Source organism: Microbacterium bandirmense, from assembly GCF_037204185.1.
GTDB lineage: Bacteria > Actinomycetota > Actinomycetes > Actinomycetales > Microbacteriaceae > Microbacterium > Microbacterium bandirmense.
The window spans coordinates 92,451-117,808 of sequence record NZ_JBBDGM010000005.1 but is presented as its reverse complement, the minus strand read 5'-3'; the positions used below and the strand labels follow the sequence as shown (position 1 = coordinate 117,808).

The 25,358-nt window shown below is 69.3% G+C and carries 25 protein-coding genes; 10 read left to right on the top strand and 15 right to left on the bottom strand.

Annotated features, from left to right (window positions below; all coding sequences use genetic code 11):
- Positions 1 to 34 precede the first annotated feature (34 nt).
- Entirely contained in the window at positions 35 to 592 is a 558-nt protein-coding gene (locus WDU99_RS07360; protein ID WP_337331800.1) for a phosphorylase family protein, read from the top strand.
- An 8-nt stretch (positions 593 to 600) separates the two neighbouring features.
- Here the strand turns inward: WDU99_RS07360 and WDU99_RS07355 are convergent, their stop codons facing one another.
- From WDU99_RS07355 to WDU99_RS07345, 3 genes are all read right to left on the bottom strand, one after another.
- Positions 601 to 3,612: an SMC family ATPase gene (locus WDU99_RS07355; protein ID WP_337331799.1), complete on the bottom strand. Its 3,012-nt coding sequence runs from the start codon at positions 3,610 to 3,612 to the stop codon at positions 601 to 603.
- Complete coding sequence (locus tag WDU99_RS07350) at positions 3,612 to 4,766, bottom strand: exonuclease SbcCD subunit D (RefSeq protein ID WP_337331798.1); 1,155 nt, start codon at positions 4,764 to 4,766, stop codon at positions 3,612 to 3,614. The genes WDU99_RS07355 and WDU99_RS07350 overlap by 1 nt, the downstream gene beginning before the upstream one ends.
- 69 nt (positions 4,767 to 4,835) lie before the next feature.
- The gene (locus WDU99_RS07345) at positions 4,836 to 5,144 is read right to left on the bottom strand and encodes a GNAT family N-acetyltransferase (RefSeq protein ID WP_337331797.1); all 309 of its coding nucleotides are present in this window, start codon (positions 5,142 to 5,144) and stop codon (positions 4,836 to 4,838) included.
- Positions 5,145 to 5,486: 342 nt separating this feature from the next.
- On the opposite strand from WDU99_RS07345, the gene WDU99_RS07340 reads away from it, so the two are divergent.
- Both WDU99_RS07340 and WDU99_RS07335 read left to right on the top strand, forming a co-directional pair.
- On the top strand, positions 5,487 to 6,176 hold the full coding sequence (locus tag WDU99_RS07340) for a winged helix-turn-helix domain-containing protein (RefSeq protein ID WP_337331796.1): 690 nt from the start codon (positions 5,487 to 5,489) through the stop codon (positions 6,174 to 6,176).
- Between the two features lie 165 nt (positions 6,177 to 6,341).
- The gene (locus WDU99_RS07335; RefSeq protein WP_337331795.1) at positions 6,342 to 7,286 is read left to right on the top strand and encodes a DNA-3-methyladenine glycosylase family protein; all 945 of its coding nucleotides are present in this window, start codon (positions 6,342 to 6,344) and stop codon (positions 7,284 to 7,286) included.
- Positions 7,287 to 7,308: 22 nt separating this feature from the next.
- Here WDU99_RS07335 and WDU99_RS07330 read toward each other — a convergent pair whose 3' ends face one another.
- From WDU99_RS07330 to WDU99_RS07315, 4 genes are read right to left on the bottom strand one after another with little or no spacing between them, the layout of a single operon-like run.
- Complete coding sequence (locus WDU99_RS07330; protein WP_337331794.1) at positions 7,309 to 8,067, bottom strand: iron ABC transporter ATP-binding protein; 759 nt, start codon at positions 8,065 to 8,067, stop codon at positions 7,309 to 7,311.
- Positions 8,064 to 9,137, bottom strand: a complete 1,074-nt coding sequence (locus WDU99_RS07325; RefSeq protein WP_337331793.1) for an iron chelate uptake ABC transporter family permease subunit — start codon at positions 9,135 to 9,137, stop codon at positions 8,064 to 8,066. The genes WDU99_RS07330 and WDU99_RS07325 overlap by 4 nt, the downstream gene beginning before the upstream one ends.
- Positions 9,127 to 10,119 (bottom strand): ABC transporter permease, encoded by a 993-nt coding sequence (locus WDU99_RS07320; protein ID WP_337331936.1) that lies wholly within the window; start codon positions 10,117 to 10,119, stop codon positions 9,127 to 9,129. Before WDU99_RS07320 ends, WDU99_RS07325 begins: the two co-directional genes overlap by 11 nt.
- Before the next feature lie 53 nt (positions 10,120 to 10,172).
- A complete protein-coding gene (locus WDU99_RS07315; protein WP_337331791.1) occupies positions 10,173 to 11,162 on the bottom strand; it encodes an ABC transporter substrate-binding protein in 990 nt (329 codons plus the stop codon).
- Positions 11,163 to 11,258: 96 nt separating this feature from the next.
- Here WDU99_RS07315 and WDU99_RS07310 point away from each other — a divergent pair, with 96 nt between their 5' ends.
- Both WDU99_RS07310 and WDU99_RS07305 read left to right on the top strand, forming a co-directional pair.
- On the top strand, positions 11,259 to 12,017 hold the full coding sequence (locus WDU99_RS07310) for a siderophore-interacting protein (protein ID WP_337331790.1): 759 nt from the start codon (positions 11,259 to 11,261) through the stop codon (positions 12,015 to 12,017).
- 441 nt (positions 12,018 to 12,458) lie between these two features.
- The gene (locus tag WDU99_RS07305) at positions 12,459 to 12,653 is read left to right on the top strand and encodes a hypothetical protein (protein ID WP_337331789.1); all 195 of its coding nucleotides are present in this window, start codon (positions 12,459 to 12,461) and stop codon (positions 12,651 to 12,653) included.
- Between the two features lie 189 nt (positions 12,654 to 12,842).
- Here the strand turns inward: WDU99_RS07305 and WDU99_RS07300 are convergent, their stop codons facing one another.
- Positions 12,843 to 13,172 carry a hypothetical protein gene (locus WDU99_RS07300; protein WP_337331788.1) on the bottom strand — a complete coding sequence of 110 codons (330 nt, stop codon included), beginning with the start codon at positions 13,170 to 13,172 and terminating at the stop codon, positions 12,843 to 12,845.
- Here WDU99_RS07300 and WDU99_RS07295 point away from each other — a divergent pair.
- Positions 13,171 to 13,389: a hypothetical protein gene (locus tag WDU99_RS07295; RefSeq protein ID WP_337331787.1), complete on the top strand. Its 219-nt coding sequence runs from the start codon at positions 13,171 to 13,173 to the stop codon at positions 13,387 to 13,389. The genes WDU99_RS07300 and WDU99_RS07295 overlap by 2 nt on opposite strands.
- Before the next feature lie 115 nt (positions 13,390 to 13,504).
- Here WDU99_RS07295 and WDU99_RS07290 read toward each other — a convergent pair whose 3' ends face one another.
- From WDU99_RS07290 to thrC, 3 genes are all read right to left on the bottom strand, one after another.
- Positions 13,505 to 14,983, bottom strand: coding sequence for an MFS transporter (locus tag WDU99_RS07290; protein WP_337331786.1), 1,479 nt, complete (start codon positions 14,981 to 14,983; stop codon positions 13,505 to 13,507).
- A 25-nt stretch (positions 14,984 to 15,008) separates the two neighbouring features.
- Complete coding sequence (locus WDU99_RS07285; protein ID WP_337331785.1) at positions 15,009 to 16,364, bottom strand: M20/M25/M40 family metallo-hydrolase; 1,356 nt, start codon at positions 16,362 to 16,364, stop codon at positions 15,009 to 15,011.
- Between the two features lie 202 nt (positions 16,365 to 16,566).
- Positions 16,567 to 17,985, bottom strand: a complete 1,419-nt coding sequence (gene thrC / locus WDU99_RS07280) for a threonine synthase (protein ID WP_337331784.1) — start codon at positions 17,983 to 17,985, stop codon at positions 16,567 to 16,569.
- A 166-nt stretch (positions 17,986 to 18,151) separates the two neighbouring features.
- Here thrC and WDU99_RS07275 point away from each other — a divergent pair, with 166 nt between their 5' ends.
- The 3 genes from WDU99_RS07275 to WDU99_RS07265 all read left to right on the top strand — a co-directional run bounded on the left by WDU99_RS07275 (position 18,152) and on the right by WDU99_RS07265 (position 20,697).
- The gene (locus WDU99_RS07275) at positions 18,152 to 19,240 is read left to right on the top strand and encodes an FUSC family protein (RefSeq protein ID WP_337331783.1); all 1,089 of its coding nucleotides are present in this window, start codon (positions 18,152 to 18,154) and stop codon (positions 19,238 to 19,240) included.
- 81 nt (positions 19,241 to 19,321) lie between these two features.
- The gene (locus WDU99_RS07270) at positions 19,322 to 19,780 is read left to right on the top strand and encodes a carboxymuconolactone decarboxylase family protein (protein ID WP_337331782.1); all 459 of its coding nucleotides are present in this window, start codon (positions 19,322 to 19,324) and stop codon (positions 19,778 to 19,780) included.
- 26 nt (positions 19,781 to 19,806) lie between these two features.
- Complete coding sequence (locus WDU99_RS07265; protein WP_337331781.1) at positions 19,807 to 20,697, top strand: sigma-70 family RNA polymerase sigma factor; 891 nt, start codon at positions 19,807 to 19,809, stop codon at positions 20,695 to 20,697.
- Here the strand turns inward: WDU99_RS07265 and WDU99_RS07260 are convergent.
- Positions 20,694 to 21,443: an AAA family ATPase gene (locus tag WDU99_RS07260; protein ID WP_337331780.1), complete on the bottom strand. Its 750-nt coding sequence runs from the start codon at positions 21,441 to 21,443 to the stop codon at positions 20,694 to 20,696. The two genes, WDU99_RS07265 and WDU99_RS07260, sit on opposite strands and share 4 nt — an antisense overlap.
- 73 nt (positions 21,444 to 21,516) lie before the next feature.
- Between WDU99_RS07260 and WDU99_RS07255 the strand changes: the two genes are divergently transcribed.
- Positions 21,517 to 22,407 carry an alpha/beta fold hydrolase gene (locus WDU99_RS07255; protein WP_337331779.1) on the top strand — a complete coding sequence of 297 codons (891 nt, stop codon included), beginning with the start codon at positions 21,517 to 21,519 and terminating at the stop codon, positions 22,405 to 22,407.
- An 81-nt stretch (positions 22,408 to 22,488) separates the two neighbouring features.
- Here WDU99_RS07255 and WDU99_RS07250 read toward each other — a convergent pair whose 3' ends face one another.
- From WDU99_RS07250 to WDU99_RS07240, 3 genes are read right to left on the bottom strand one after another with little or no spacing between them, the layout of a single operon-like run.
- The gene (locus tag WDU99_RS07250) at positions 22,489 to 23,259 is read right to left on the bottom strand and encodes a pyrimidine reductase family protein (RefSeq protein WP_337331778.1); all 771 of its coding nucleotides are present in this window, start codon (positions 23,257 to 23,259) and stop codon (positions 22,489 to 22,491) included.
- A complete protein-coding gene (gene folP / locus WDU99_RS07245) occupies positions 23,252 to 24,178 on the bottom strand; it encodes a dihydropteroate synthase (protein ID WP_337331777.1) in 927 nt (308 codons plus the stop codon). Before folP ends, WDU99_RS07250 begins: the two co-directional genes overlap by 8 nt.
- A complete protein-coding gene (locus WDU99_RS07240) occupies positions 24,175 to 25,314 on the bottom strand; it encodes an NAD(P)/FAD-dependent oxidoreductase (protein WP_337331776.1) in 1,140 nt (379 codons plus the stop codon). Before WDU99_RS07240 ends, folP begins: the two co-directional genes overlap by 4 nt.
- Positions 25,315 to 25,358: the final 44 nt, after the last annotated feature.

Sequence of the window (25,358 nt, the reverse complement as noted above, 5' to 3'; positions counted from 1 at the left end):
CACGCCCGGCCACGTCGGATGCCAGGATGGAAGCGTGAAACTCCTCGTCGCCGCTCTCGCCTCTGAACTGCAGGCCTTCCCCGCCGAACTCCCCGGCTTCGACCGCCTCGTCACCGGCCCCGGAAAGATGATGGCCACGTACGGACTCACTCGCGCGCTCGATGCGGCGCCGTACGACGAGATCGTCGTCGTCGGCACCGCGGGGGCGGTATCGGATGCTGTCGCCTCGGGCATCCACGATGTCAGCGCCGCGATCCAGCACGACGTGCAAGATCTCGAGGGCGTGATCGGTCAGCACGTCTCGCTGCCCGCGCGGGTCGAGACCGGTCGCGCCGGTCTGACCATCGCGACGGGCGACATCTTCGTCGACGATGCCGACGCGGTGGCGCGGATCAGTGCGCTGGGCGGGGTGCTCGTCGACATGGAGACCTACGCGTTCGTGTGGGTAGCGCACCGGTTCGGCGTGCCGATCCGGGTGGTGCGCGTCGTCTCGGACCGCGCCCAGGACGGCGCGACCCAGGTGTGGGATGACGTGGTCGCGGCGTGCAGCGCGCAGCTGTGGGAGTTCATGCAGCGCGAGTACGCGCTCTGACCTGGTCGCTACTGGTCGATCACGCTGGGGCCGTCGGGCAGCGCGCGAACGGTCAGCTGAGCGGGGATCTGCTCCTGCATCGCTTCGACGTGACTGATCACGCCGACGGTGCGACCGCCCTGCCGCAGTTCGTCGAGGGTGCGCATGGCCGTGTCGAGGGTGTCGGCGTCGAGGGATCCGAACCCCTCGTCGATGAACAGCGTGTCGAGGCGGATGCCCCCGGCCCGCGAGGTGACGACCTCGGCGAGTCCCAGCGCGAGCGCCAGCGAAGACAGGAACGTCTCACCTCCGGAGAGCGACTTCGCCGGGCGGACATGACCGGTGAACGCGTCGAACACGACGATGCCGAGCCCCGATGCCGCACCGCGGGCGGCCAGCGCGTCCGAGTGCCGCAGCTGGTAGCGGCCGTCTGACATGTCGTGCAGCCTCAGGTTGGCAGCTGCGACGATCTCTTCGAGCTCGGCGGCGAGCACGAAGGTCTCGAGGTTCATCTTGCGGGTGTTGCCCGAACGCCCGGCGACCGCATCGGCGAGTCCGCGCAGCACCTCGAACTCCGCCACGTCTCCGGCCGTGGCGGCGTGCTCGGATGCTGCCGAATCGACGGTCGCGGTGAGACTGCGCTGCACGCCTCGGGCACGACTGTCGTCATCGACGGCCCGCTGCCAGGCCTCGCGCGCCGTCGCCGACGTCTGCTCGGCGGGCGTCAGGTCGATCGGCTCCTCGGGCAGGGTGCGCAGCTCGAGATCGAGCAGCAGGGCCCGCTCCTTCTCGCGTGCGACGCGGTGGGCGGTGACGCGCTCGTCGAGGCCGGCGATCTCGTCGGCATCGAGCAGCGCCTGCTCGGCGTCGGGAGCCGACGCGAACGTCGATGCCGCGATCGCCTCATCCTGCTCGTCATGCGCGACCTGCGCACGGCGCGCGAGCTCGCGGTGCGCATCGATCGCATCGGCGGCCGTGGTCGCGGCCGCGATCTGCCGTTGGGCCTCGGTGAGCCGCTCGGCGACGGTCGCATGCGCGCCCCTGGCCGCGGCGATCGTGCGGTCGGCGTCGGCGATGCGCTGCTCGATCAGCGACAGCTCGGTGCGCGCGGTCGCCAGCGCCTCGGATGCCGTCGCACGACGCCCGTCGAGAGCGGAGGCGCTCTGCTCGAAGGCCTCCAGCTCTGTGGTCAGCACCGCGGCGCGTTCGGCCGCGGTGACGGCGTCGTCGTGGGCGGTGCGCGCGGCCGTCAGCGCGTCGGCGGCCTGCGTGACATCGAGTCCGGAGGAGCGCTCGACGGCCGCGGCGTATGCGGCCCGCTGCTCGGCGAGGTCGCGCGAGGCGGTGCGCTCGGCCTCGGCCGCCACGTCGCGCACGGCTTCCGCCGCGGCGATGTCGTCGGCCGACACCGGATCGGAGTGCTCGGCGGGTGCGGGATGCTCGGTCGATCCGCACACGGCGCAGGGCATGCCCGGCTCGAGGACGGATGCCAGTTCTCCGGCGTACCCGTCGAGCCGGCGTCGGCGCAGCCGGGCGAGCTCCGCCTGGGCCGTGGTGTGCGCCTCGGTGGCCTCCGCTTCGCGGCGCGTCAGCTGTGCGATGACCGCGGCCAGCCGTTCCGCCTCGAGCGCCCCGGAGTGACGCTGCTCGGCGACGGTCACGGCCTGCGCGGCATTCGCGCTGCTGTCGCCCTCCCGTCGCGCGGCGTCACGAGCGGCGGTCAGCTCCGCACGCCTGGCGGGCAGGGCGTCTCGTTCGAGGTCGAGCGCGACGAGCGCGTCGGATGCCGTCGTCACGGCGGCGTGCGCGGCGGACAGGTCGGCTGCACGGCGATCGGTCTCGGATTCCAGCTCGGCCGCGCGCTGCCAGGCGCCGCTCTCGCGGGTGCGGGCAGCGGCCCAGTCACGGAAGTGGCCCGCGACGGGGCCGGACTCTGCCGCCGGGACGTCTGCGGCCGGAACGCTTGCGGCCGGGACGTCTGCGGCGAGTGCGGCGTCGACAGCATCCGATTCGGTCTGCGCGGCGTCGGCGAGCGAGGCCGTCGCCCGGGTCGCTGCGATGATCACTCCACGCAGCGACTCGGCCGCGCGTGCCCTGTCGCGGCGCGTCGCGGCGTCGGCGATCTGCGCCGTCTCGGCGTCGAGCGCAGCCAGCGCCGATCGAGCGCGGTCGCGATCGCCCTGCGCCTGCCGCTGTTCCTTCAGCTGCGCCAGCGCGGTATCGGCTGCCGCCAGGGCCTTCTCGGTCTCGCTGCGCTCGGAGGTGAAGCGCTCCACCTGGTAATCGGCCCTGGTGATGGCCCGTCTCAGCCGATCGATCCTGGCATCCGTCGTGTCCGGCGCATTATCGGCGTCGTCGCCCCACAGCCCGGCATCGTCGACCACCCGCTCGGCTTCGTCGAGACGCGCATCGACCTTCGCGCGACGCCCACTGAGCTTCTGCTCGACGGCGCGACGCCGCTCGTCGAACCGCGCCTGGTAGTCGGAGAACCGCTCGGTGCCGAACAGCCGCCGCAGCAGCGCCTGCCGCTCTTTGCTGTCGGCGAGAAGGAAGTCGGCGAACCGGTTCTGGGCGAGCAGGATCACCTGCAGGAACTGCTCCTGGCTCAGCTGCAGGATCTCATCGAGCTCGCGGGCGACGTCGACCACACGGGCCGCTCTGCCGACCCAGGCGTCGTCGAGGAACTGCTCGAGCAGCGCGGACGGCTGCTGCGTCGTCATGCCGCCACCGCGCTTCGCGGGCCGCTCATAGGCGGGCGAGCGGGTCACCCGGAAGCGCCCCGCGACCGTGCTGAACTCGACCGTCACCTCGGTGAGGTCATCGGGGTCGCAGTGATCGCTGCGCAGGCGCTTCTCCCCGCTGTCGTAGCGCGGAACTCCCCCGTACAGCCCGAAGGCGACCGCATCGAGGACGCTCGACTTTCCCGCCCCGGTGCGGCCGGCGATCAGGAAGATGCCGTCGTCGGCATATGCATCGAAGTCGACGACCTGGCGCGCGCGAAACGGCCCGAATCCCTCGACCTCGAGGCGGTGCAGCCGCATCAGACGAGCGCCTCGGCGCGCACGCGGTCGTCGAGCACCTCGCGGATCAGCTCGCTCTCGCGCTCGGTCGCACCGTGACCGGCCCGCACGTGCACGAGGAAGGCCTCGATGCGCTCGACGTCGGTGACGGCCGAGCGCAGCCGCTGCGCGTAGGACGTCTCGTCACCGGCATCCGCCGTGTCCGGCTGATGCTGCACCAGCGCGCAGAACGGGAAGCGCTCACGCAGCCGACGCATCGGCTCGTGCTGCGGCACGGCATCGGTGTACACCGCGCACACCCAGTCGTCGGCGTGGGCGGTGACGTTCGCCGCGGACAGGATCTCGTCGAGCGTGCCGGTGAGGGTGATCAGGCGGCGCGGCACGGGCAGGGCCAGCCATGCGACGTCGACCAGGCCCGAGGCGTCGAGGTCGACGAGCCACGAGCCGCGCTCCTTGTGCTGTTCGCCGAAGCTGTAGTGCAGCGGCGCGCCCGAGTAGCGCACACGCTCGCTGAGCTGCTGGCGACCGTGGATGTGCCCGAGCGCGATGTAGTCGGGGCCGTCGAAGACCTCGAGCGGCACCACGTCGAGCCCGCCCTGGCGCACCTCGCGCTCGAGGCCCGTGGTGGCGACGACCCCGGCCGCGAAGCAGTGCGCGATCGTGACCGACCGGCCGGGATGCGTGGCCATGCCGTCGCGGACGAGGTCCATCACGTGCGCCATGGTCTGCGCCTGCGTGCGCAGCACGACGTCACCCCAGTGCCGACGCACGATCGCCGGCTCGAGATACGGGATGCCGTAGAAGTGCACCGGCCCGTCGGCGTCGTCGATCGTGACGGGCGCACCGATCGACAGCGGATCGGTGATCACGTGGATGCCGTCGCGCAGCATCCTCGCCTGGAAGCCGAGCCGTGCGGCCGAGTCGTGGTTGCCGCTCGTGACGATGACCTTCGCCCCCGTGGCATGCAGGTCGGCGAGGGTGTCGCCCAGCAGCGTGTACGCGGGCCCGGCCGGCGTCGCCGAGTCGAACACGTCGCCGGCGACGATCACCACGTCGACGGCGTTCTCACGCACCTGGTCGACGAGCGCACCGAGCACCTCGGCCAGGGCATCCATGGTCGAGTGCCCATGGAAGGTGCGGCCGATGTGCCAATCGGAGGTGTGCAGGATGCGCATACCCTCACGGTACGGACGGCCACCGACATTCCCGCCGAGGCGTGCCGTGGCAGGCCCCGGCTGAGCGTCTCAGCTCCTCCGCAGCAGGTGCGCCTTCTCGGGGTGGTCCTCGAACCACTCGGCGACGTACCAGCAGACCGGCACGATGCGTCGGTCGCCGCGTCCCTCGAGGTCGGCGACGGCGCCCGCGACCACCTGCGCTGCGTAGCCGTGCCCGCGGTGGGTGGGGATCGTGTACGCCCGGGTCAGCGCGACCGTTTCGCCGTCGTCGCGGTAGTCGAGCACGCTCACCAGCTCGCCGTCGCGGGTGAGGGTGAAGCGGGACGCGTCCTTCTGGTCGCGTACCACGAATTCAGCGGCGGATGCAGGAGATGTCACCCCTCCACGTTACGTCGTGTTTCGCGGGCCGGATCGTCACGTTTTGACATGCCGCGTCATGATCAGTCATAATCGCCCCCATGACCACCAACGCACGCCCCTTGTCCGCCCAGGAGGCGAACGGGACTGCCGGGATGATGATGCCCGGCTGCGTTGGCATGTGTTGCCGAATGTGTTGCTAAGGCGCAACCACCCAGCCCGACTCGCTGTTGATCCCTCCATCTGAGGGACGAGTCTCGGAGCGCCCACCCCCGCGCTCATTCCCCGCCGGCTCCGCCCGGTCATTCGTGCAACACACACTTCAGAGCCCTCTGCTCTCGCATCCGTGAAGGATCCATCATCATGTCGACAACTGCACTCCTCGACCGTCCCGTCACCGCTCCCGTCCGCGTCATCACGCCCGCCGATGCCGCCGCCGACCTTCCCGCTGTGCGATCGCCACGGGGCTTCGCCCTCTACGTCGGCATCGACGAGATCAAGGCAGCATCCGCCGGTGTGAGCCTGCCGGTGCTGGTCGACGCGCTGCGCCGCACGCTCGCCGAACTGGCCCCCGGAGCCGAGACCCACGCCACCGTCGCCCTCGCCCCGCAGTCGGCGGGCGGCCGCGACCTCGACGTCGTCCGCCTCGCCCTGCACGAGCCCGGCGCGATCGCCCGCGCCAAGGCCGCCGTCGAGGAGGAGAAGGACGAGGATGCCGGCGTCGTCGTCGACATCTCACGCAAGCGCGTGCTGCTCGACGGCGAATCCGCGGCCTTCACCTACAAGGAGTTCGAGCTGCTGCAGTACCTGGTGCTGCGCGAGGGTCGCACGATCGAGCGCAGCGAGCTGGTCTCGGCGCTGTGGCAGGCGTCGTCCGATGAAGAGGCACCGGGCGAGCGCACCATCGACGTGCACGTGCGTCGCCTGCGCGCCAAGCTCGGCCGCCACGAAGACATCGTGCGCACCGTGCGCGGCGTCGGCTATCGCTTCGACCGGCACGCCGACGTCGTCATCCGCTACGGCCACGGAACCCCCTCGCCCGACCGGTTCTGAGTCGTCCGGCGGCGTCTCACCGGCATCCGCCACATTTTCCTGCATGTGCGCCATCGATCGATGGCGCACATGCAGGAGGATGGCGCGGTTGCGCAAGCGTGGGCGGCAGAGCGTGCGCGAGCGGGCATCCGACGCGGTGTCAGGTGCGGCGCGTAGGGTTGCGCCATGACCCTGACGACGGATGCTGCGCAGCACGCGCCCGCCCAGCAGACCGTCTACCGGCCCGGGCATCCGCTCGACCTGATGCAGACGGTCGGGATGCTGTGCCGCGGCCCGAAGGACCCGACGATGGTCATCGACGGGTCGCGCATCTGGATGGCCTTCCGCACAGAGACCGGCGTGGCGACGCTCTGCCTGCGCCAGACGTCCGACGGCGTCCACGCGGCGGCATGGGGCCCCGGAGCCGACGACGCCCTCGCCCAGGTGCCCCGCCTGTGCGGAGCGGACGACGACCTCACCGGCTTCGACGTCTCGTCGCACGGGAAGCTCGCCGAGCTCGCGAGGCGGCACCCTGGCATCCGACTCCCCCGCACCGACCGCGTCTTCGACGCACTCGCGTGCGCGATCCTCGAGCAGAAGGTCACCGGACTGCAGGCGTTCGGCGCCTGGCGGTACCTGGTGAGCCGCTTCGGCGAGCGCTCACCGGGCCCCACTCCCCGACCGATGTCCGCCGCTCCGCCGCCGGAGACTTGGCAGCGCATCCCCTCGTGGGAGTGGCACCGTGCCGGCGTGGAGCCCCCGCAGTCGCGCACGATCGTCGCCGCCGCCGGCCGCGCGTCGAGTATCCGGCGCGCCTTGCATCGGGCATCCGACGGCGCCGAGCGCGACCGCGCCCTCACCTCCCTGCGCGGCGTCGGCCTGTGGACCTCGGCCGAGACGCGTCTGCGCGCGCTCGGCGACCCGGACGCCGTCGCCGTCGGCGACTACCACCTGCCGCACGAGGTCGGCTTCGCGCTCACCGGCTCACGCACCGACGACGAGGGGATGCTGGAGCTGCTGGCGCCCTTCGCCGGGCACCGGCAGCGCATCATCCGACTGATCTTCACCGCGGGCATCCGAGAGCCGCGCCGCGGCGCGCGCCTGGCCCCGGAGGATCACCGCCGTCGCTGAGTCGCGCCGCCGCTGACCGCGTTCAGCGGTGGTACGCGGCGAAGCGTCCGTTCGGTCCGTCGATCACGGTGACCGGGGTGCGGAACACCGCGCTGAGCACGTCGTCGCGGATGATCTCGTCGGGGGTGCCGTGCATGGCGATGTTCCCCTGGTCCATGGCGACGATGTAGTCACTGTAGGCCGCGGCGAAGTTGATGTCGTGCAGCACGATGACGATCGTGCGCCCGAGCTCGTCGGCGGCCTTGCGCAGCTGCTGCATCATCTGCACCGAGTGCTGCGCGTCGAGGTTGTTCAGCGGCTCGTCCAGCAGCAGGTAGTCGGTGTCCTGCGCCAGCACCATCGCCACATAGGCGCGCTGACGCTGACCGCCGGAGAGCTGGTCGAGGAAGCGCTGCTCGAGGTCGGTGAGGTTGAGGAAGTCGATCGCCTCGGAGATCTTGTCCTCGTCGTGCTGGGTCAGGCGCCCGCCGCTGTACGGATAGCGGCCGAAGCCGACCAGCTGACGCACGGTGAGCCGGGTGACGAAGTGGTTCTCCTGGCGCAGGATCGACACTGTCTTGGCGACCTTCTTCGACGGAGTGCGGTGCACGTCGAGTCCGTCGATCTCGATGCGGCCCTCATCGGGCGCGAGCAGCCGGCCCATCATGGTGAGCACCGTCGACTTGCCGGCGCCGTTGGGTCCGACCAGGGCGATGATGCCGCCGGCGGGCAGGTCGATCGAGACCGGGCCGATCTGGACATCGGCGCTGTAGCGCTTGACGACGTGGGACAGGCGGATCACAGGCGCCCCCTTCTGAGAACGACGATGAGGAAGGTGATGCCACCGATGAGCTCGACGATGATCGTGACGGTGTCGACCATGGGCAGCACGTGCCGCAGCAGGAAGTACGCCCCGCCGAGCACGACGAATCCGAGCAGCCAGGCCACCGGAAGGATGCGCCGGTGGTCGTGGGTGTCGGTGAGCGAGTAGGCGAGCGTCGCGACGAGGAATCCGAGGAACGTCATGGGCCCGACCAGCGCGGTGCTCATCGCCATCAGCACGGTCACCAGCGTGAGGACCAGCATGACCTGGCGCCGGTGATTCATGCCGAGATTGGTGCTGATCTCGCTGCCCAGCGCGACGACGTTCAACCGACGGGCGAGCAGCCAGATCGACCCGGCGGTGACGATGCAGACCGGGATGACGAACCAGAGGTAGTCGGTGTTCGCGTTGCCGACGTTGCCGAACATGCGGGCGCGCAGCACGTCGAACTCGTTCGGGTCGAGCATCCGCTGCAGGAAGGTGGAGAGTGTGCCGAGGCCGGTGCCGATGATGATGCCGACCAGCAGCATCACGTGCAGATTGCCGAGGCGGCCCGAGAACAGCCAGGAGTACAGCAGCACTGCGAACAGCACCATCATGGCGCTCTGCAGCAGGAACTGCCCGAAGCCGTCGATCTGATCGAGGCCGCTCATGCCGAAGAAGAACACCGCGGCGGTCTGGATGAGGATGTACAGCGACTCGAACCCCATGATCGACGGGGTGATCAGCCGGTTGTTCGTCGCCGTCTGGAAGGCGACGGTGGCGAACGAGTGACACAGGGTCACGAGCGCGATGACGATGAGCGATTCGGAGCGCATCCGCGAGATGCGCCACCACTTCTCGCTGAAGATCGGATGCTGGTTGTCCCACGTCAGCATGAGGATGGCGATCGCCGCGGCGAGCACGATGAGCCCGCCGAGGATCAGCAGATAGCGTCGGCGGTGGCCTCGACTGGTGTACGCGCCGACGCGGCGGTCGGGGCCGCCGGGCGCGGTGAGGGCGGATGCCGTCGGCTGAGCGCTGCCGGTGGTCGCGGTGTCAGCGGACAAGGTTCCTCCTCGTGCGCAGCAGCAGGAAGACGAAGACCACGGCACCGACGGCCCCGAGCACCAGTGAGACCGGCACTTCGAAGGGCATGATGATCACGCGGCCGATGATGTCGCACACGGTGACGATCCAGATGCCGGTGAGGAACACCCAGGGGATGTTGGTGCGCAGGTTGTCACCGCGGATCATCGAGACGACGTTCGGCACGATGAGTCCCAGGAACGGCAGTGCACCGATCACGACGGTGACCACGCCCGTGACGATCGCGACGAGTCCGACGCCGAGCAGCACGACGCGCTCGTAGTTGAGGCCGGCGTTGGTGGCGACGTCCTTGCCGAGGCCGGCGACGGTGAACCGGTCGGCGACGATGACGACGATCACGGCCACGATCGCGACGATCCACAGTGGTTCGTAGCGCCCGACCTCGATGCCGGTGAACCGGCCGGCGAACCAGGCGCCCAGCGTCTGCAGCAGGTCGTACTGAAGCGCGATGAAGGTGGAGACGGCGCTGATCACGGCGCCGAACATGATGCCGATGATGGGCACGATCAGTGACGACTTCAGCGTGACCCTGCGCAGGAAGAGGAAGAAGATCAGGGTGCCGACGAAGGCGAACACGATCGCGATCGTCATTCGCAGCATCAGCGACGGCATGGGGATCAGCACGTAGGTGAGCAGCATGCCGAGGCCCGCCCATTCGGTGGTGCCGACGGTGGTCGGCTCGACGAAGCGGTTCTGCGTCATCAGCTGCATGATCAGCCCGGCCATGGCCATGCTCGCTCCGGCCAGTACGAGTGCGATCGTGCGGGGGATGCGGGTGATCCAGGTGAATTCGTGCCCGCGGCCGGTCGTGTCGGTGATGTCGGCGACGCCGGTGAAGACCGAGAGCACGAGCAGGCCCGCCGTCAGGATGAGGGCGATGATCAGCGGCAGGCTGCGTCGCAGCCACGACCGCGGTGGGGAGGCCGCGGCGCGGCGGGACAGCGCGTCGATGTTCGTGACACGCTGCCCCACCGGCTGCGGAGTGGTGCTGATGCTCACAGAGACGAGAAGGCCGCCGCGAGCTCGTCCAGCACGGTGGTGTAGGTGACGATGTCCTCGGTGAGGTAGAAGTCGGCGGGCATCACGTAGATGGCCTCGTTCTTCACCGCGGGAACCGGTGCCAGTGCGGTCGAGGTGTTGATGAGCTCGAGCGCGGGGGTGGAGTCGCTGTCGGCGAAGGCCGCCTCACGATCGAGCACGAGCAGGAAGTCGGGGTTCGACTCGGCGATCGCCTCGATCGAGATGTCGTCGCCCTTGTCGTTCGACGAGCCCTCGGTCTCGAGCGCCGGGGTGAGGCCGACCAGGTTGAAGAAGATGCTGGAGCCGCGGCCGTCGGCCGGGTTCGAGTAGCGGATCTCGTTGGCGCTGGTGACCAGGCCCATCACGCTGACCTCGGGGTCGTAGGCCTCCTTCGCCGCGTCGACGGCGGCGTGGAAGTCATCGATCACGGATTTGGCCTCGTCCTGCTTGCCGAAGACCTCGCCGAGCAGCGTGACGCTCTCGACGAGGTACTCGTCGACCGACAGCTCTTCGTTGGTCATGTCGACGAACGCGGCGTCGGGCGCGGCCTTCTGCATGTCCTCGCTGTGGCCGCTGTACCGGTAGCCGTTGACGATGAGGTCGGGGTCGGCCTCGACGACCTTCTCGAAGTCGGGCTCGGCGTGCGTGCCCAGGTCGAGGATGCTCTCGTCATCGACCAGCGGATTCTCGCTGCTCATCAGCGAACGGGGGGCGGCCGAGAGCTCGATGCCCCAGTCGGAGACGAGGCGGAACAGGCGGTTGTCGGTGACGATCACGCTGTCGGCGCTCTCGATGGTGACCTCGTTGCCCGCCATGTCGGTGACCGTGACCGGGAAGTTCGCTTCCGAAGCGGCCGGAGCCTTCTCGTCGGCCTTGTCGGCGGCGTCGGCGCTGCTGCAGCCGGCCAGTGCAAGGAGGGCTACGGCGCCGAGGGCGACGGTCTTTGCGATTCTGGGCACGGACATGGAGAGTCTCCTGTTCTGCGGTGAAGGTGCGCGAGTGCGCTGCGGCGGTGCGGTTAGGACAACCTTACGCGTTGCAAATTAGGTTAGCCTTACTTTATGCCTCAGGTGAAATCCGGTTACACGATCGAACGGCAGGGACTCGACCTGCGCTTCCGCTCCGTCACACTCGCGAATCGCGAGTGGCTCGCGCCGAACTACGTGCGAGTGCGGCTGACCGGGTCAGACCTCGCCGGGTTCGATTCGCCGGGCGCCGACGATCACATGCGCCTGTTCTTCGCCGCAGGGCCGACGTCATCCGTCGAAGAGCTGCGCGCCGCACCCAGCCGCGAGTACACGCCGCTGGCCTGGGGCGACGACTGGCTCGACGTCGAGTTCGCCATCCACGGCGATGAGGGCATCGCGGCGCCCTGGGCGGCGACCGCTCCGATCGGCTCGTTCGTCGGTGTAGGAGGCCCCCGCGGGTCTGCGGTGATCACGGGCACGCCGGGATCGTGGATGCTCGTGGGTGACGAGACTGCGATCCCGGCGATCCGCCGGTTCGCCGCGCTGATCCCGGAGGGCACGCCCGCCCGCATCGTGGTCGAGGCGGTGTCAGCATCCGACGAGGTCGAGATCGACGCACCCGTCGACGTCGAGTGGCTGCACCGCGGCGACGCGCCGGCCGGGTCGGCGCTGATCGCCTTCCTTGAGAACCTGAAGGCGGCGGATGCCGTCGGCGATGACCCGTTCTGCTTCATCGCCGCCGAGCAGTCGATCGTCAAGCCGGGGCGCGCGCTGCTCGAGCGCTGGGGCGTCGATGTGTCGAAGGCCGTCGTGAAGGGGTACTGGAAGCGCGGCGAAGCGGCAAGCAAATAACGCGCCCCTACACCTCGATCCGCCACGCCGCGACACGCCGTAGGGCGTTCTCCACAGGAAATCGGATGTCGGTAGCAGGGCTTAGCACGCGGCCTGTGGATGGATCGAAGAGAGGTTCGATTTTCCGCGATTTTCCGAGGGAGCGCACACCGCTAGCCTGTGGAGGGAACCGTGGAGAAGCTGTGTTGTAGCTGTGGAGAACCGCGGGAAACTACACCGATGTAACTACTATCCCTTGTGGCCCCACCCAATGTCCGTCCCCATATGTAGTATTGGATCGCCACCGGGTGATACCGCGGAAAAGCCCCTCAGGTCAGCGCCAACTGTTCTGAGGGGCGGAAGAATCCTTTGATGGGGAAACTTCCTCCAAGGTACGCGCGGAGGTACGCCTTCACCAAACAGTTGGGCGTGTCCTACAAGAACCATTGGAGGGTTTTGATTATGAGCACCAACAGCAACAACCAGTTGCGCGCGGGGGTGATCGCGCGCCAGTCCGGACAGTACGAGATCGTCGGACCCCGCGGAGGTCGGACGGGAGACGAACGGACCGTGACCCGGGGTGAGCCGCTTCCGCCGACGCCGAAGCCGCGCATGAGCTACAAGCTCGTGGATGCGACGAAGCACGGGAAGCGCTAATGGCTACGCGGCGGGTCAGCGGCCCGATCTACGTAACCTGTCCGAACTGCCGCACGAAGTACGGACCGTTCTCGCGGGTTTCGCTCGGGGTCCGGTCGTGTTCACGCTGCGGACGGTCGTTCAACCTGAGGTAGGCGCATCGAGAGAACCGGGGTGTCGGCTGTGGTTTGGTCGGCACCTCGCTTCTGTTTACGGCAGCGCCTCGGCAATGCTTCCAAGGAGGTCGAGCAACGCGAAGCCGTTCACGCCTAGCAGGATCACCGCGCCGATTCCGGCTACCCAGACGTACCACGGCGTGCGGGGTCGCACGTTCTCGGCCATGTTGAGTTCGATCTTGGTTAGGCGCTCTTCCATGCGGTCGAGTCGGTCGCCGGTGCGGTTCTCGCGGTCTGACATTGCGGTGAGTTCTGGGCGTCGAAGCCCACTGGCATCGTTGAGGGATCGATGCGACGATGAAAGCGTGGGATTCATGAACGATGCACAGATCTGGACCATGATCGGCGCTTTCTGTGCGCTCATGTTCGGCATGCTGACCGTCGTCTCAACTCTGTTCGTACGAGTCCTACGCGCGGAGATCGGCGGACTGCGCACAGAGATGAACTCGAGATTCGACGCTGTCAACACGAGATTCGACGCTGTCAACACGAGATTCGACGCGGTCAACACGCGTATCGACGGAATCGACCGCGACGTGCAGGCGCTCGTCAAGCGCACCTTCGGCCTCGACCGCGAGTAGCGCTCATCCCGCCCCCGTCCGTCAAAAGCACGGCATCTCGCCGAGTGCACGGCCTGCTCGCGTGAATAGGCCGTACACGCGACAGCATCCGGTGCACCCGGCGACATGCCGGGATTCAGGTCAGGCGGGGACGACGGGGGTCGCTCGGCGCCTCCGGAGCCGGGTTGTCGGTGAAGGCCTGCTTCGGCACGAACACGAGCAGCACGGCGGATGCCAGCGCTGTGACACCGCACACGATCCAGACCGTCATGTAGCCGGCGAGCGATCCGGCCGTCCCCTCGGCCGCGGCCCCCGCCGCACCGGCGGCCCCGCCCAGCAGGGCGATGCCGAACACGCACGAGGCGATCGCGCCGCCGACGGTCTTCACCGAGTTGGTGAGGCCGGTCGCGACCCCGGTCTGCGTCGAGGGAGCGGCGGATGCTGCGGCAGCCGGCAGCGCGGCGACGAGCGCCCCGGAGCCGAGCCCCGCGAGCACCATGTTGGTGACGACCTGCAGGTAGGTGTCGTGGAACGGCAGGAACAGCAGGAACCCGATGCCCACGAGCACGGATGCTCCGATCAGGGTCACGCGCGGCGTCGTCACCCGCGCGATCACCGGGAACAGCAGGGCTCCGGTGATCATCGCGATCAGGTAGATGCCGATGATCAGCGAGGTCGCGAACCCCGTCGTGCCGAGGCCGTAGCCGTACACCGCCGGATCCGTTCGCGCGAAGGTCGACAGCGGCGCCTGCGCACCGAGCACGCTGACGCCGAAGAGCCCCGCAGTGAGGAACACCGGCCCGAGCGCCGGCGACCGGAACATGCGCACATCGATCAGCGGGTCGTCGTGGCGCAGCTCCCACAGCACGAACGGGATCACCAGCAGCAGGCCGAGCAGCACCACGCCCCACGACCAGAAGCTGGTCAGTCCGCCCGGCAGGCGAAGCATGCTGAGTCCGCCCGTGAACGCGATCAGCGCGAACGAGATCAGCACCAGGCCGACCGTGTCGAGCGTGCCACCGGCGGTCTCGGGCGACTCCTTGACGCCGAACAGGATCACGAAGAAGCACACGATGATCAGCAGCGCCGGGATCAGCAGCACCACAGTCAGGGGCAGCACGTCGATCAGCGCCCCGCCGGCGAGCGCGCCGATGATCGCGCCCGCCTCGAGCGCCGCGACGAGCATGCCGGCCGCGCGCGCCGTGATCACCGATCGACCCTCCATCGACCGAGACCGCGACCAGATCAGCGCGATCTCGAGCGGCAGCCACACCACGTAGAACCCCATCAGCGCCCAGCCGACGAGGAACACGGCGAACGAATCGGTGAACGGCAGCACCAGCGCGGCGGCCGCGGTGAGGGCGGTCGAGATCAGCAGCATCCGCTTGTGCCCGATCATGTCGCCGAGCTTGGCGAAGGCCGGCACGACGAGCGCCGACAGCATCAGCTGGGTGCCCTCGAGCCAGTTCACATCGGCATCGTGGATGCCCAGGTGCCGGGCGATGTCGGTGAGCATCGGCGTGTAATAGCCCTGCAGCACGCCGCTGGTGAATTCGACGAACGCGAGGAATCCGACGACGCTCGCGAGCGCGCCGAGGGTGACAGAGCGCGCCATCGCGCCTCCTTGTTGAACAGTGGGGCTACTGCATGCGGCGCAGCAGCTCCCGGTGGAATCGCTCGCCGCGCTCGAGCGCGGCGATCTCGACATTCTCATCGACACCGTGGATGGACGCACGCTGCGCGTTCGACATCTCCAGCGGCGCGAAGCGGTAGACCGCCGGGGTGAAGCGGTGGAAGTGACGGGAGTCGGTGGCGGCCATCATCACGTACGGCACGGCGGGCGCATCGGGGTGCGACACATTCAGTGCCTCGGCGATGAGCGCGAACTGCGCGTTGTCGGTGGCCGACTCGGGTGAGGGCTCGCTGCCCTCGAGCACCTCGATCGCGACGAGTGGGTCGCTGATGCGATCGCGGACGCGCAGCACCGTGGCATCCACCGTCTCACCCAGCGCGATGCGCAGATTGACGGTGGCGGATGCCTGCGACGGGAGCACATTGGCGGCAGTGCCGCCGCTCTGCATCGTGGGTGCGACGGTCGTGCGCACCAGCGCCGCGGGCTCACCGCCGAGCGCGGCGAACACGCGCGCCGTGAGGAACGGGACCGCGCCGAGCACGCGCAGCAGGTGCCGGGCAGGGCCCGGGGTCTGGGACGCCAGCTGCGTCAGCATCCGAGAGATCGCGCGCGGCGCCCGCGCGCGGAACGTGCCGGGGCCGAGGCGGTTCACGGCGCGCGCAACGCGGCGCACGGCGGTGAGGGTGGGAGGCGCCGAGGCGTGACCACCGTCGCCGCGCGCGGTGAGTCGGATGCTGAGAACCCCCTTCTCGCCGACGCCGACCATCGCGGATCGGCCGGGCACGAACGGCAGCGGCGCGTCGACGACCGCGCCGCCCTCGTCGATGACGATCCACGGGGTGATGCCGCGCTGCTGGAACGAGGCGCTGATCGCCTGCGCGGCTGCGCCGAAGGTCTCTTCATTGCCGCCGAACGACAGGTACACGTCGCGGGCTGGCGTGAATCCGTCGGCGAGCAGATTCTCGGCCGCTTCGAGGATGACGATGAGCGGGCCCTTGTCGTCGAGCGTCCCTCGGCCGTACACGCGTCCATCGGCGATGCGTCCCTCGAACGGCGAGTGGGTCCAGGCATCCGATTGGTCCACGGGGACGACATCGTAGTGCGCCATCAGCACAACAGGCGCGTCCGCAGTGCCCGAGCGCCCCTTCCAGCGGAACAGCAGGCCGTAGTCGGTGTGCTTCTCGAGCGCGAGGTGCTCGTGCACGAGCGGGTACAGCTCGACGATCAATCGCTCGAACGCGGCGAACGGCTCGTGGCCGCGCTGATCCAGCTCGGCCGAAACGGTCGGCAGCTGGATCATCTGAGAGAGGCGCTCGGCGATTCCGGGTCGTACGGTCGCCGAAGCATCGTTGCTTTCGGGCATCCCGCGATCGTTGCACGCGCGGCGATCGACCCTCGCTTCGTCCAGCGCCCACCGACAGCCCCACCGCCGCGCAGCCGTGTCCGATTGGCGATCCCCCACAAACGCCGCCACCCGACCCGTTCCGGTCGCACTTTCGGGCAGTGTTGCGGGCCCATACTGGCCATTCGTGCGACCGGAGCGGAGGTGTCCGGTGGGCGGGATGCTAGTGCAGGGCGTGCTCCGCGACGAAGGCGCGCAGCACCTGCTCGTCGTCGGCCATCTCGGTGACGTGCTGCGGGGCATCCATCATCTCGCGCAGCTCGGGCGAGAGCGGAAGCTCGACTCCGATCGCCTCGGTGATGGTCTCGGCGAACTTCTGCGGCTTGGCGGTCTCGAGCACGAGCATCGGCACGTCCTGCTCGATGAATTCGCGGGCGACCTTGACGCCGTCGGCGGTGTGCGGATCGATGATCTCGCCCGACTCCTCGTGCACCGAGCGGATCGTCGCGAGCCGGTCGGCGTGGGTCGACGTGCCGCTGACGATGCCGAACTCGCCCTCGAAGCGGGGCTGCTGCGCCGAGAAGTCGAAGAAGCCGTCGGTGTCGAGCGCCTTCCATGCGTCGACGACACCGGTCGCGTCGCGACCGACGAGATCGAAGATGAAGCGCTCGAGGTTCGACGCCTTCGAGATGTCCATCGAGGGACTCGAGGTGGCGTGCGTGTCGGCGGCCGAACGCGGGCGGTAGACGCCGGTGCGGAAGAACTCGTCGAGCACGTTGTTCTCGTTCGCCGCGAGCACGAGGCGGCGGATCGGAACGCCCATGCCCTTGGCGAAGAAGCCCGACAGGATGTTGCCGAAGTTGCCCGACGGCACCGTGAACGACACCTCGAAGCCCTCGCGGTACTCGGGCTCGACGCCGTCGGTCACCCGCAGCCAGGCCCAGAAGTAGTAGACGACCTGAGCTGCGATACGGCCCAGGTTGATCGAGTTGACGGCGCCCAGGTGCTGCGCGCGCTTGAACTCGATGTCACCGGAGAGCTGCTTCACCAGGTTCTGGCAGTCGTCGAACACGCCCGCGACGGCGATGTTGTGCACGTTGGCGTCATCGAGTGAGTACATCTGCGCGCGCTGGAACGCGCTCATCCGGCCCTGCGGAGAGAGCATGAAGACCGACACGCGCTCCTTGCCGCGCAGGGCGTGCTCTGCCGCTGAGCCGGTGTCGCCCGAGGTCGCGCCGACGATGTTCAGCACGCGATCCTTGCGCTCGAGCACGTACTCGAGCACCTGGCCCAGGAACTGCATCGCCATGTCCTTGAAGGCGAGCGTCGGTCCCTCGGAGAGGCCGACCAGCGTGATGCCACCGCCGACGGAGCGCAGCGGCACGACCTCGTCGGGGAAGTCGGCGTAGGCAGCGGCGGTCATGCCCGCCAGGTCTTCGCGTGGGATGTCGGTGGCGAACAGCGCGAGCACCTCGGTCGCGAGCTGCGGGTAGGTGAGAGCACGCCAGCGCTCGAGCGTCTCGGCATCGACCTGCGGCAGCTGCTCGGGCACCGCGAGGCCGCCGTCGGGCGCGAGCCCCTCGAGCAGCGTCTCGCTGAACGGCTGCGGCTGCATGCCGCCGCGGGTGGAGATGTACTGCACAGTGGGCTCCTCGGGTCGGGTGGCGCTGTGTCCATTGTCGCAGGATCATGCCCGCGAACAGGCCGGATGACGGATGCCCGCTGTCAACCCCGGTGCCGCGCATGACGCGCGAGCCGTACGGTATCTGCCACGCGCATCACGCGCGCCGGACGACGGGAGTGCATCGGTGGGGTTGGCGCAGGTGGCGCGCAGCGCGCGCTCGGCATTGCTCGAGGCGGTGCACCCGGCGCGGCTGCTGCTGGCCGCCAAGACGGCGCTCGCGGTGGGCGCGGCATGGCTGATCGCGCCGCTGCTGCCGGGAGTCACCGACGACTACCCCTATTACGCACCGCTGGGCGCGCTGATCAGCATGTATCCGACGCTGATGTCGTCGGTGCGCTCGAGCCTGCAGACCCTGCTCGGTCTCTCGGTCGGCGTGGGGCTCGCCGCTGTCGTCGTGCTCACCGTGGGGCCGAGCGTCTGGTCCGTCGCCATCGCGGTGGGCGTGGCGACGCTGATCTCGGGCACGGGGTGGTTCGGCGTCGGCAAGGAGTACATCCCGATCGCGGCGCTGTTCGTGCTCATCATCGGCGGCGCGAACGCCGATGACTACTCACTCGGCTACGCGACGCAGATGGCGGTCGGCATCACAATAGGCCTCGTCGTCAACATGGTCTTCCCGCCGGCTCCGCTCGACGCGGGCGCGCGCATCGACGCGTTTCAGCGACGATTGGCGAACCACCTGCACGACATCGGCGACGCGGTCGCCGAGTCGTGGCCGCCGCAGCACGAAGGCTGGGATCGCGAGTCCGGTGCACTGGCTGAGACGAATCGCAGCCTGCGCGACGCTCTCGCAGAGGCCGATGACAGCCGCCGCGGCAATCCGCGCGCCTGGCGTCGTCACAGCGATCGACAAGAGCAGCACGCCCAGCTCGAGAGACTGGGTGAGATCGCCTACCAGATCCGCGACATCTCCGGATGCCTCGGCGACACCATCTGGGACCGCCCCGGAGCCCTTCCATTGGATGCCGAGATCGTCGATCCGCTCTCGCGCGCCTGCCATGCCGTGGCCGAGTACCTCGAGGATCGGACGCACGCCGGAGAGGACGACCAGCTCGCCGCGCGTGCGTCCGACGCCGTGGACCAGCTCGTGCACGCGGTGCACACCCGCAGCATCGACGTCGATCTCATCCTCGGTCCCGGGGTGCTCACGGCCATGCACCTGCAGCGGATCCTGCTGATCGCCGAGCAGACGAGCGACGACCCCGAATCCTGATCCGGTTCGCTGTCACACCCGGCGCACCTCCTCCGACATACAGGTGAGAGGTGGCCGCACGGCCGCGGAAGGAAGGGAATCATGACCAGGATCGACATGGCACGCACCAACAAGCTGGGCTACGCCGCCGTGCTCGGGATGGAGGCGTACTCGAGCAAGTCGGTGGAGAAGCGCCTGTATGAGCTGATCAAGCTGCGTGCGTCGATCCTGAACGGCTGCGGCTTCTGCGTCGACATGCATGCGACCGCGGGCGCCAAGCACGGCATCCCGCAGCGCACGCTGCACGCCGTGGGCGCCTGGCAGCACGCCAAGAATCTCTTCGAGCCGAAGGAGATCGCCGCGCTCGCCCTCACCGATGCGATCACCGAACTCGGACCCGACACCGTCACGGATGAGATCTGGGATGCCGCCGCCGAGCACTTCGGCGACGGCGAGCTGGGCGGCATCGTGATGGCGATCTGCACGATCAACGTGTGGAACCGCATCGCGATCGCCACGCAGATGCAGCCGCCGGTCGATGCCAGGCATCCGATCGTCTGAGCCGCGGTGGCGGTAGCGTGACGAGCATGACCGTCGTCGCCACCCCCGCCGCGCGTGCCTGGGAATCCGAGCGCGGCCGCCTGATCGGGATCGCGTATCGGATGCTGGGAGACCTCGGCCACGCCGAGGACGTCGTCTCGGAGGTCGCGCTCGACGCGGTGAAGGCCGAGCGGGCGGATGCCGATGCCGTGCGCTCCTGGCCGGCCTGGCTCACGACGGCGTGCGTGCGCCGGTCGATCGACCGGGTGCGTTCGCTGGCCGCGGTGCGCGAGGACTACACCGGACACTGGCTGCCCGAGCCGGTCGCGACCGCGCGCCTGCCCGAGGACGCGGTCGCCGATCGCGAGTTGCTGTCGCTCGCGCTGCTGCATCTGGCCGAGCAGCTGAGCCCCGAGGCGCGCGCGGCGGTCGTGCTGCACCGGGCGTACGGGATGACGGCGGTCGAGATCGGCGGCATCTTGCAGAAGTCCCCCGCCGCGGTGCGGCAGCTGATCTCACGCGGCGAGCGCCGCCTGCGCCTCGATGAGCGTGCGCCGTCGCCGCGGGCGGCGGACCCGCGGGCGCTCTCGGCGCTGGTGGACGCCGTGCAGGGCGGTGACCTCTCGGCGCTGCTCGACCTGTTCACCGACGACACGATCCTGTGGAGCGACGGCGGCGGGGTGGTCGCGGCGGCGCTCAACCCGATCTTCGGCGCCGAGAAGGTGCGCCGCTTCTACCTCGGAGTCCTGCAGAAGGCCGCCGAGCACGATCCCGAGCGGCCGTTCACGATCACGCCCGCCGATGTGAACGGTGGGCCCGGCTTCCTGCTGGCGCACTCCGGACGCGTCGATGTGCTCGAGTTCGAGTTCGATGGGGACGGGATGATCCGCGGCATCCGCCAGGTCTGCAACCCGCACAAGCTCACGCGCGTGCTCTAGTCGAGCAGGTGCCGCAGGTAGCGGCCGGGGTCGCCGAGGAACGAGCGCCAATGCCGCACGAGTTCGAGGTCTTCCCACTCGGCTTCGCGCATGCCCCATTCGCCGATTTCGAGGATCTTCGCGCCCGGCAGCGACGCGAGCACGGGCGAGTGCGTGGCGCAGAGCACCTGACCACCCTCGTCCGAGATGCGCCGCAGCACCGAGATCAGCGCAAGCGTGGAGTTGAACGACAGCGCCGCTTCGGGTTCGTCGAGGCAGTAGAACCCCGGTTCGTCGAACCGGGTGTCCAGCAGCGCGAGGAAGGACTCGCCGTGACTCATCTCGTGGAAGGGCACATCGCCCGTCGGCGAGGGGTTCTGTTCGAGGTACGTGTAGAAGGAGTGCATCGTCTCGGCGCGGAGGAAGAACCCCCACGTGTTCGATCCGATGCCGCGCTGGATGCGCAGCCAGTCCGACAGGGGAGATTCACTGGGGCGTGTGCTGTGCCGCGCGCCGCGTGAACCGCCCTCGGGCGACAGGCCGTAGGCGAGCGCGATGCCCTCGACGATCGTCGACTTGCCGCTGCCGTTCTCACCGACGAGGAACGTCACCCCGGGTGCGAGGTCGAGTCCGTCTCGCAGCAGCTGCGCGACGGCGGGGATGCTGGTCGGCCAGCGATCGCTCGACTCGGGTGCGTCGTCGTTCGGGCGCACCGCGACGACCGGGTGCTGGCGCCGCAGCGATCCGGGTTCCCAGAAGCTCGCCATACCGCGAAGATACCCGTCGGCGGCGACATCGCGTCGGATGTGTGGTCGGATGGAGGCGACCCCGAGGAGCCCCATGAGCGACGAACCCGACACCGCCCTGCCCGGCGCCGGCCTGCTCGGCAGAGACTTCTTCGTCGAGACGGACGACGGTCGGATGCTGCGCACGATGGTGCGCGGAGAAGGCGACGACCTGGTGGTGCTCGAAGCCGGTCTCGGCATGAGCGGTCTGAGCTGGGGCCCGGTGCACGACCGGATCGGCGTGCACTCGCGGGTCGTCTCGTATGAGCGTGCGGGCTATGGCGCGAGCACGCCCGACACCGCGCCGCGCGACATCCACCGGCTCACGGCCGACTTGCTGACCGTCATCAGCGCTGTGCCGCACCGCCGGCTGGTGCTGGTTGGACACAGCTGGGGTGGTGCGATCGTGCGCTCCGCTGCCGCACGGCTGCGGGCAGAAGGTGCCACGGTGACAGGTCTTGTGCTGGTCGACCAGAGCGACGAGAACGCGTCGCTGTACTTCGGCGGCGCCTTCCGATTCGGTGCCGCGATGCAGCGGAGCCTGCTGCCGCTGCTCGCCCGACTGCGCATGCTCGCCCCGGTGATGAAGAGCCTGGTCGCCGAGCTGGACGAGCCGCTGCGCACCGCGGTGCTGCAGGCGAGCACGACCGTCGACGCAGCCCGAGAGACGGCCGAGGAGTACCGGCACGTCGTCGCGGGGCTCACCGAGCTGCGCGATAACCGTCTGCATCTCGGCGACCTGCCGATCACGGTCATCTCGGGGCTGGCGCGCCCGAAGCAGGGCGCCCGACAGCGCGCCGAGATCGTCGCCGCGCACCAGTCGACCGTTCAGCAGCATCCGTCGGCCCGGTTCGTCGGCGCAGAGCGCTCCGAGCATCTGATCCCGTTCACCGAACCTCAGCTGATCGCCGACGAGGCACTCGTGCTGCTTTCGCGCGACGTGTGATCGGTCGCGCTACAGGTTCCTGCATCCGCGCCATCGATATGTGTCGCGAATGCAGGAAAGTGGAGCGCGAGCGGGCCCGGCTCAGTCACCCAGCAGGTACTGCAGCAGCAGCTCGTCGCCGGAGCGCAGCACGGATGCCAGGGTCGCCCCCGCGGGCACGGCCGGCGCACCGCGCACGATGCGCCCGGCATCCCCGGATTCCAGCGTCGGGGCGAGCGTGAGGTGCAGCGCATCGACCAGGCCGGCGGCCAGCAGCGCGCCGAACAGGTGCGGGCCGCCCTCCGAGTGGATCCGTCGCAGCCCGCGGGCGGCGAGGTCAGCGCGGACGCGCCGCAGGTCAGCATCCGACTCCCCCACCTCGACGACGTCGGCGACACGATCCAGCGCCTCGCGCCGATCGTCGGGAGCGGATGCCACGGTGTACACGATCGGACGCACCGGCGCGTCCACGAACAGCGGCGACGCCGGGTCGAGCACCAGGGAGCGGCTCACCAGCGCGAGCACAGGATGCGGGGGCAGGCCGCGGGCGACGCGCCAGACCGAGGCGTCCGAAGAGACCCGGAACCCGTCGTACCCCTCATCGCGCAGGGTGCCCGCGCCGACGAGCACGACGTCGGCCTCGTAGCGCAGCAGGTCGAACATGCGCCGGTCGGCGGCGTCGCCGAGTCCGCCCGATAGCCCGTCGCGGGTCGCGGCGCCGTCGATGCTGGCGATGAAGTTCGCCCGCAGCCAGGTGCGGTCGTCGGGGAAGGCCACCTGGGCGAGCAGGTCGTCGTCGGAGAGATCGGATGCCGGTGCCGGCCACACACGATCGATCGCCGCCCTCTCGGCCACCTCTAACGCGTCAGACATTGTGCGTCGGGTGGGTGTTGTGCTCGAGGCGCGCGGGCGCACGCATCCCGAGGATCGCCTCCGTCATGCGCACCGCGTCGACGGTCGCCTCGATCTCGTGCATCCGCACGATCCGCGCGCCGCCCAGGATGCACGCGGTCATCGCGGCGAGCGACCCGGCCAGCCGCTCGCCCTGCTGCCGGTCGATCGACTCGCCGATGAAGTCCTTGTTCGACACCGCCACCAGCAGCGGGGCCCCGAGCCCGGCGAGCTCGTCGATGCGGCGGGTGAGTTCCAGCGAGTGCAGCGTGTTCTTGTCGAGGTCGTGCCCGGGGTCGACGATCATGCGCGAGCGGGGAACTCCCGCGGACTCCGCCCGCACCATCCGCTCCAGCAGGAACCCGCGCACCTCTCCCACCACGTCGTCGAAGTGCGCCGGCGGCTTCTCGACCCGCGGTGGCCCGACGCTGTGCGTGATCACGATCTGCGCCTCACTGCCGGCGAGCACCTCGGCCATGCGCGGATCGCCCAGGCCACTGGTGTCGTTGATCACGGAGACGCCCGCGGCGATCGCGGCCTCCGCCACGTCGGCGCGGTTCGTGTCGACCGAGACGACCAGCTCGGGCCGGGCTGCGGCGATGGCATCCACCACCGGCACGACCCGGTCGATCTCCTCGGCGACCGACACCGCCGGTCCCCGTCCGAACGGCACACCGCCGATGTCGACCCAGTCGGCGCCGAGATCGGCGGCGCGCAGCGCTCCGGCGACGGCCCGGTCGAGAGCGAACGTGGCGCCGTGGTCGTAGAACGAGTCGGGTGTGCGGTTGACCACGGCCATCACGGCGACCTGCCGGGTGAAGTCGAACTCGCGCGCGCCGATGCGGCGCAGCATCCCGGCATCCGCTATCCCGGCATCCACGGTGCCAGCATCCACCGTCATCGCACCGTCCCGACGCTGTCACGGACGGCGTCCGACGCATCCCAGTCGTTGGCGTGCATCGCGGCCTGCACGGTGCCGTCCTTCACCCAGTAGGCGCGGAACGCGCCGCCGTGCGCGACATCGGTGTCGCCCTCGATGTCGACGCGGTCGTAGCCATCAGGGCCGACGCTGCCGAAGTACTCCATGCCGAGATCGTACTGATCGGTGAAGAAGTACGGCAGGTGGGTGTACGGCTCGTTCGCGCCGGCGAGGTTGTGGGCGGCGACCTTGCCCTGCTCGATCGCGGTGTCCCAGTGCTCGACGCGGATGCGCCGCCCGAGCACCGGATGCTGCTGATTCGCGATGTCCCCGATCGCGTAGATGTCGGGATCGGAGGTGCGCAGCGTCTCATCGACCAGCACGCCGCCGTCGACCTCGAGCCCGGCGTCTTCGGCGAGCTGTGTGATGGGCGCCGCGCCGATTCCCACCACGACCACGTCGGCCGCGGCGAGCGCGGCCTCGTCGACGGGGGTGCCCAGGCGCAGATCGACGCCGTGGAAGCGGTGCAGGTCGGCGAACAGCCGCGCGACCTCGGGGCCGAGCACGTTCACGAGCGGCAGCTCGGCGACCTCGTAGATGGTCACGTCGGCGCCGTGGTGGCGGGCGGCGGATGCCACTTCGAGGCCGATCCACCCGGCACCGACGATCACGATGCCGGCGCCGGGTTTCAGTGCCGCCCGCAGGCGCGCGTTGTCCTCGATGGTGCGCAGGTAGAGCGGCTCGACGACGCGGTCGGCGAGCGGGAAGTGTCGCGGTGCCGACCCGGTGGCCAGCAGCAGCTTGTCGTAGCGGTGCTCCGAGCCGTCGCCGCCCGCGACCGGCTCGGAGCGCAGGGTATGCGTCACAGGATCGATCGAGACGACCTTCACGCCGCGTTCGAGGCGCACGTCGTGCTCGTCGTACCAGTTCGCATCGTGCACCCGGGCGGAGTCGACCTCGGCGTCTCCGAGCAGCACCGCCTTCGACAGCGGGGGCCGCTCGTAGGGCAGGTGGTCCTCGGCCGAGTAGATCACCACTTCCCCGTCGTAACCGGTCTCGCGCAGCTCTGTGGCTGCGGTGGCGGCGGCGAGGCCTCCGCCGACGATGGCGATGGTCATCTCGGTTCCTTTCGATCGTGCGGTGGATGCTGGTTCGTGCGGTG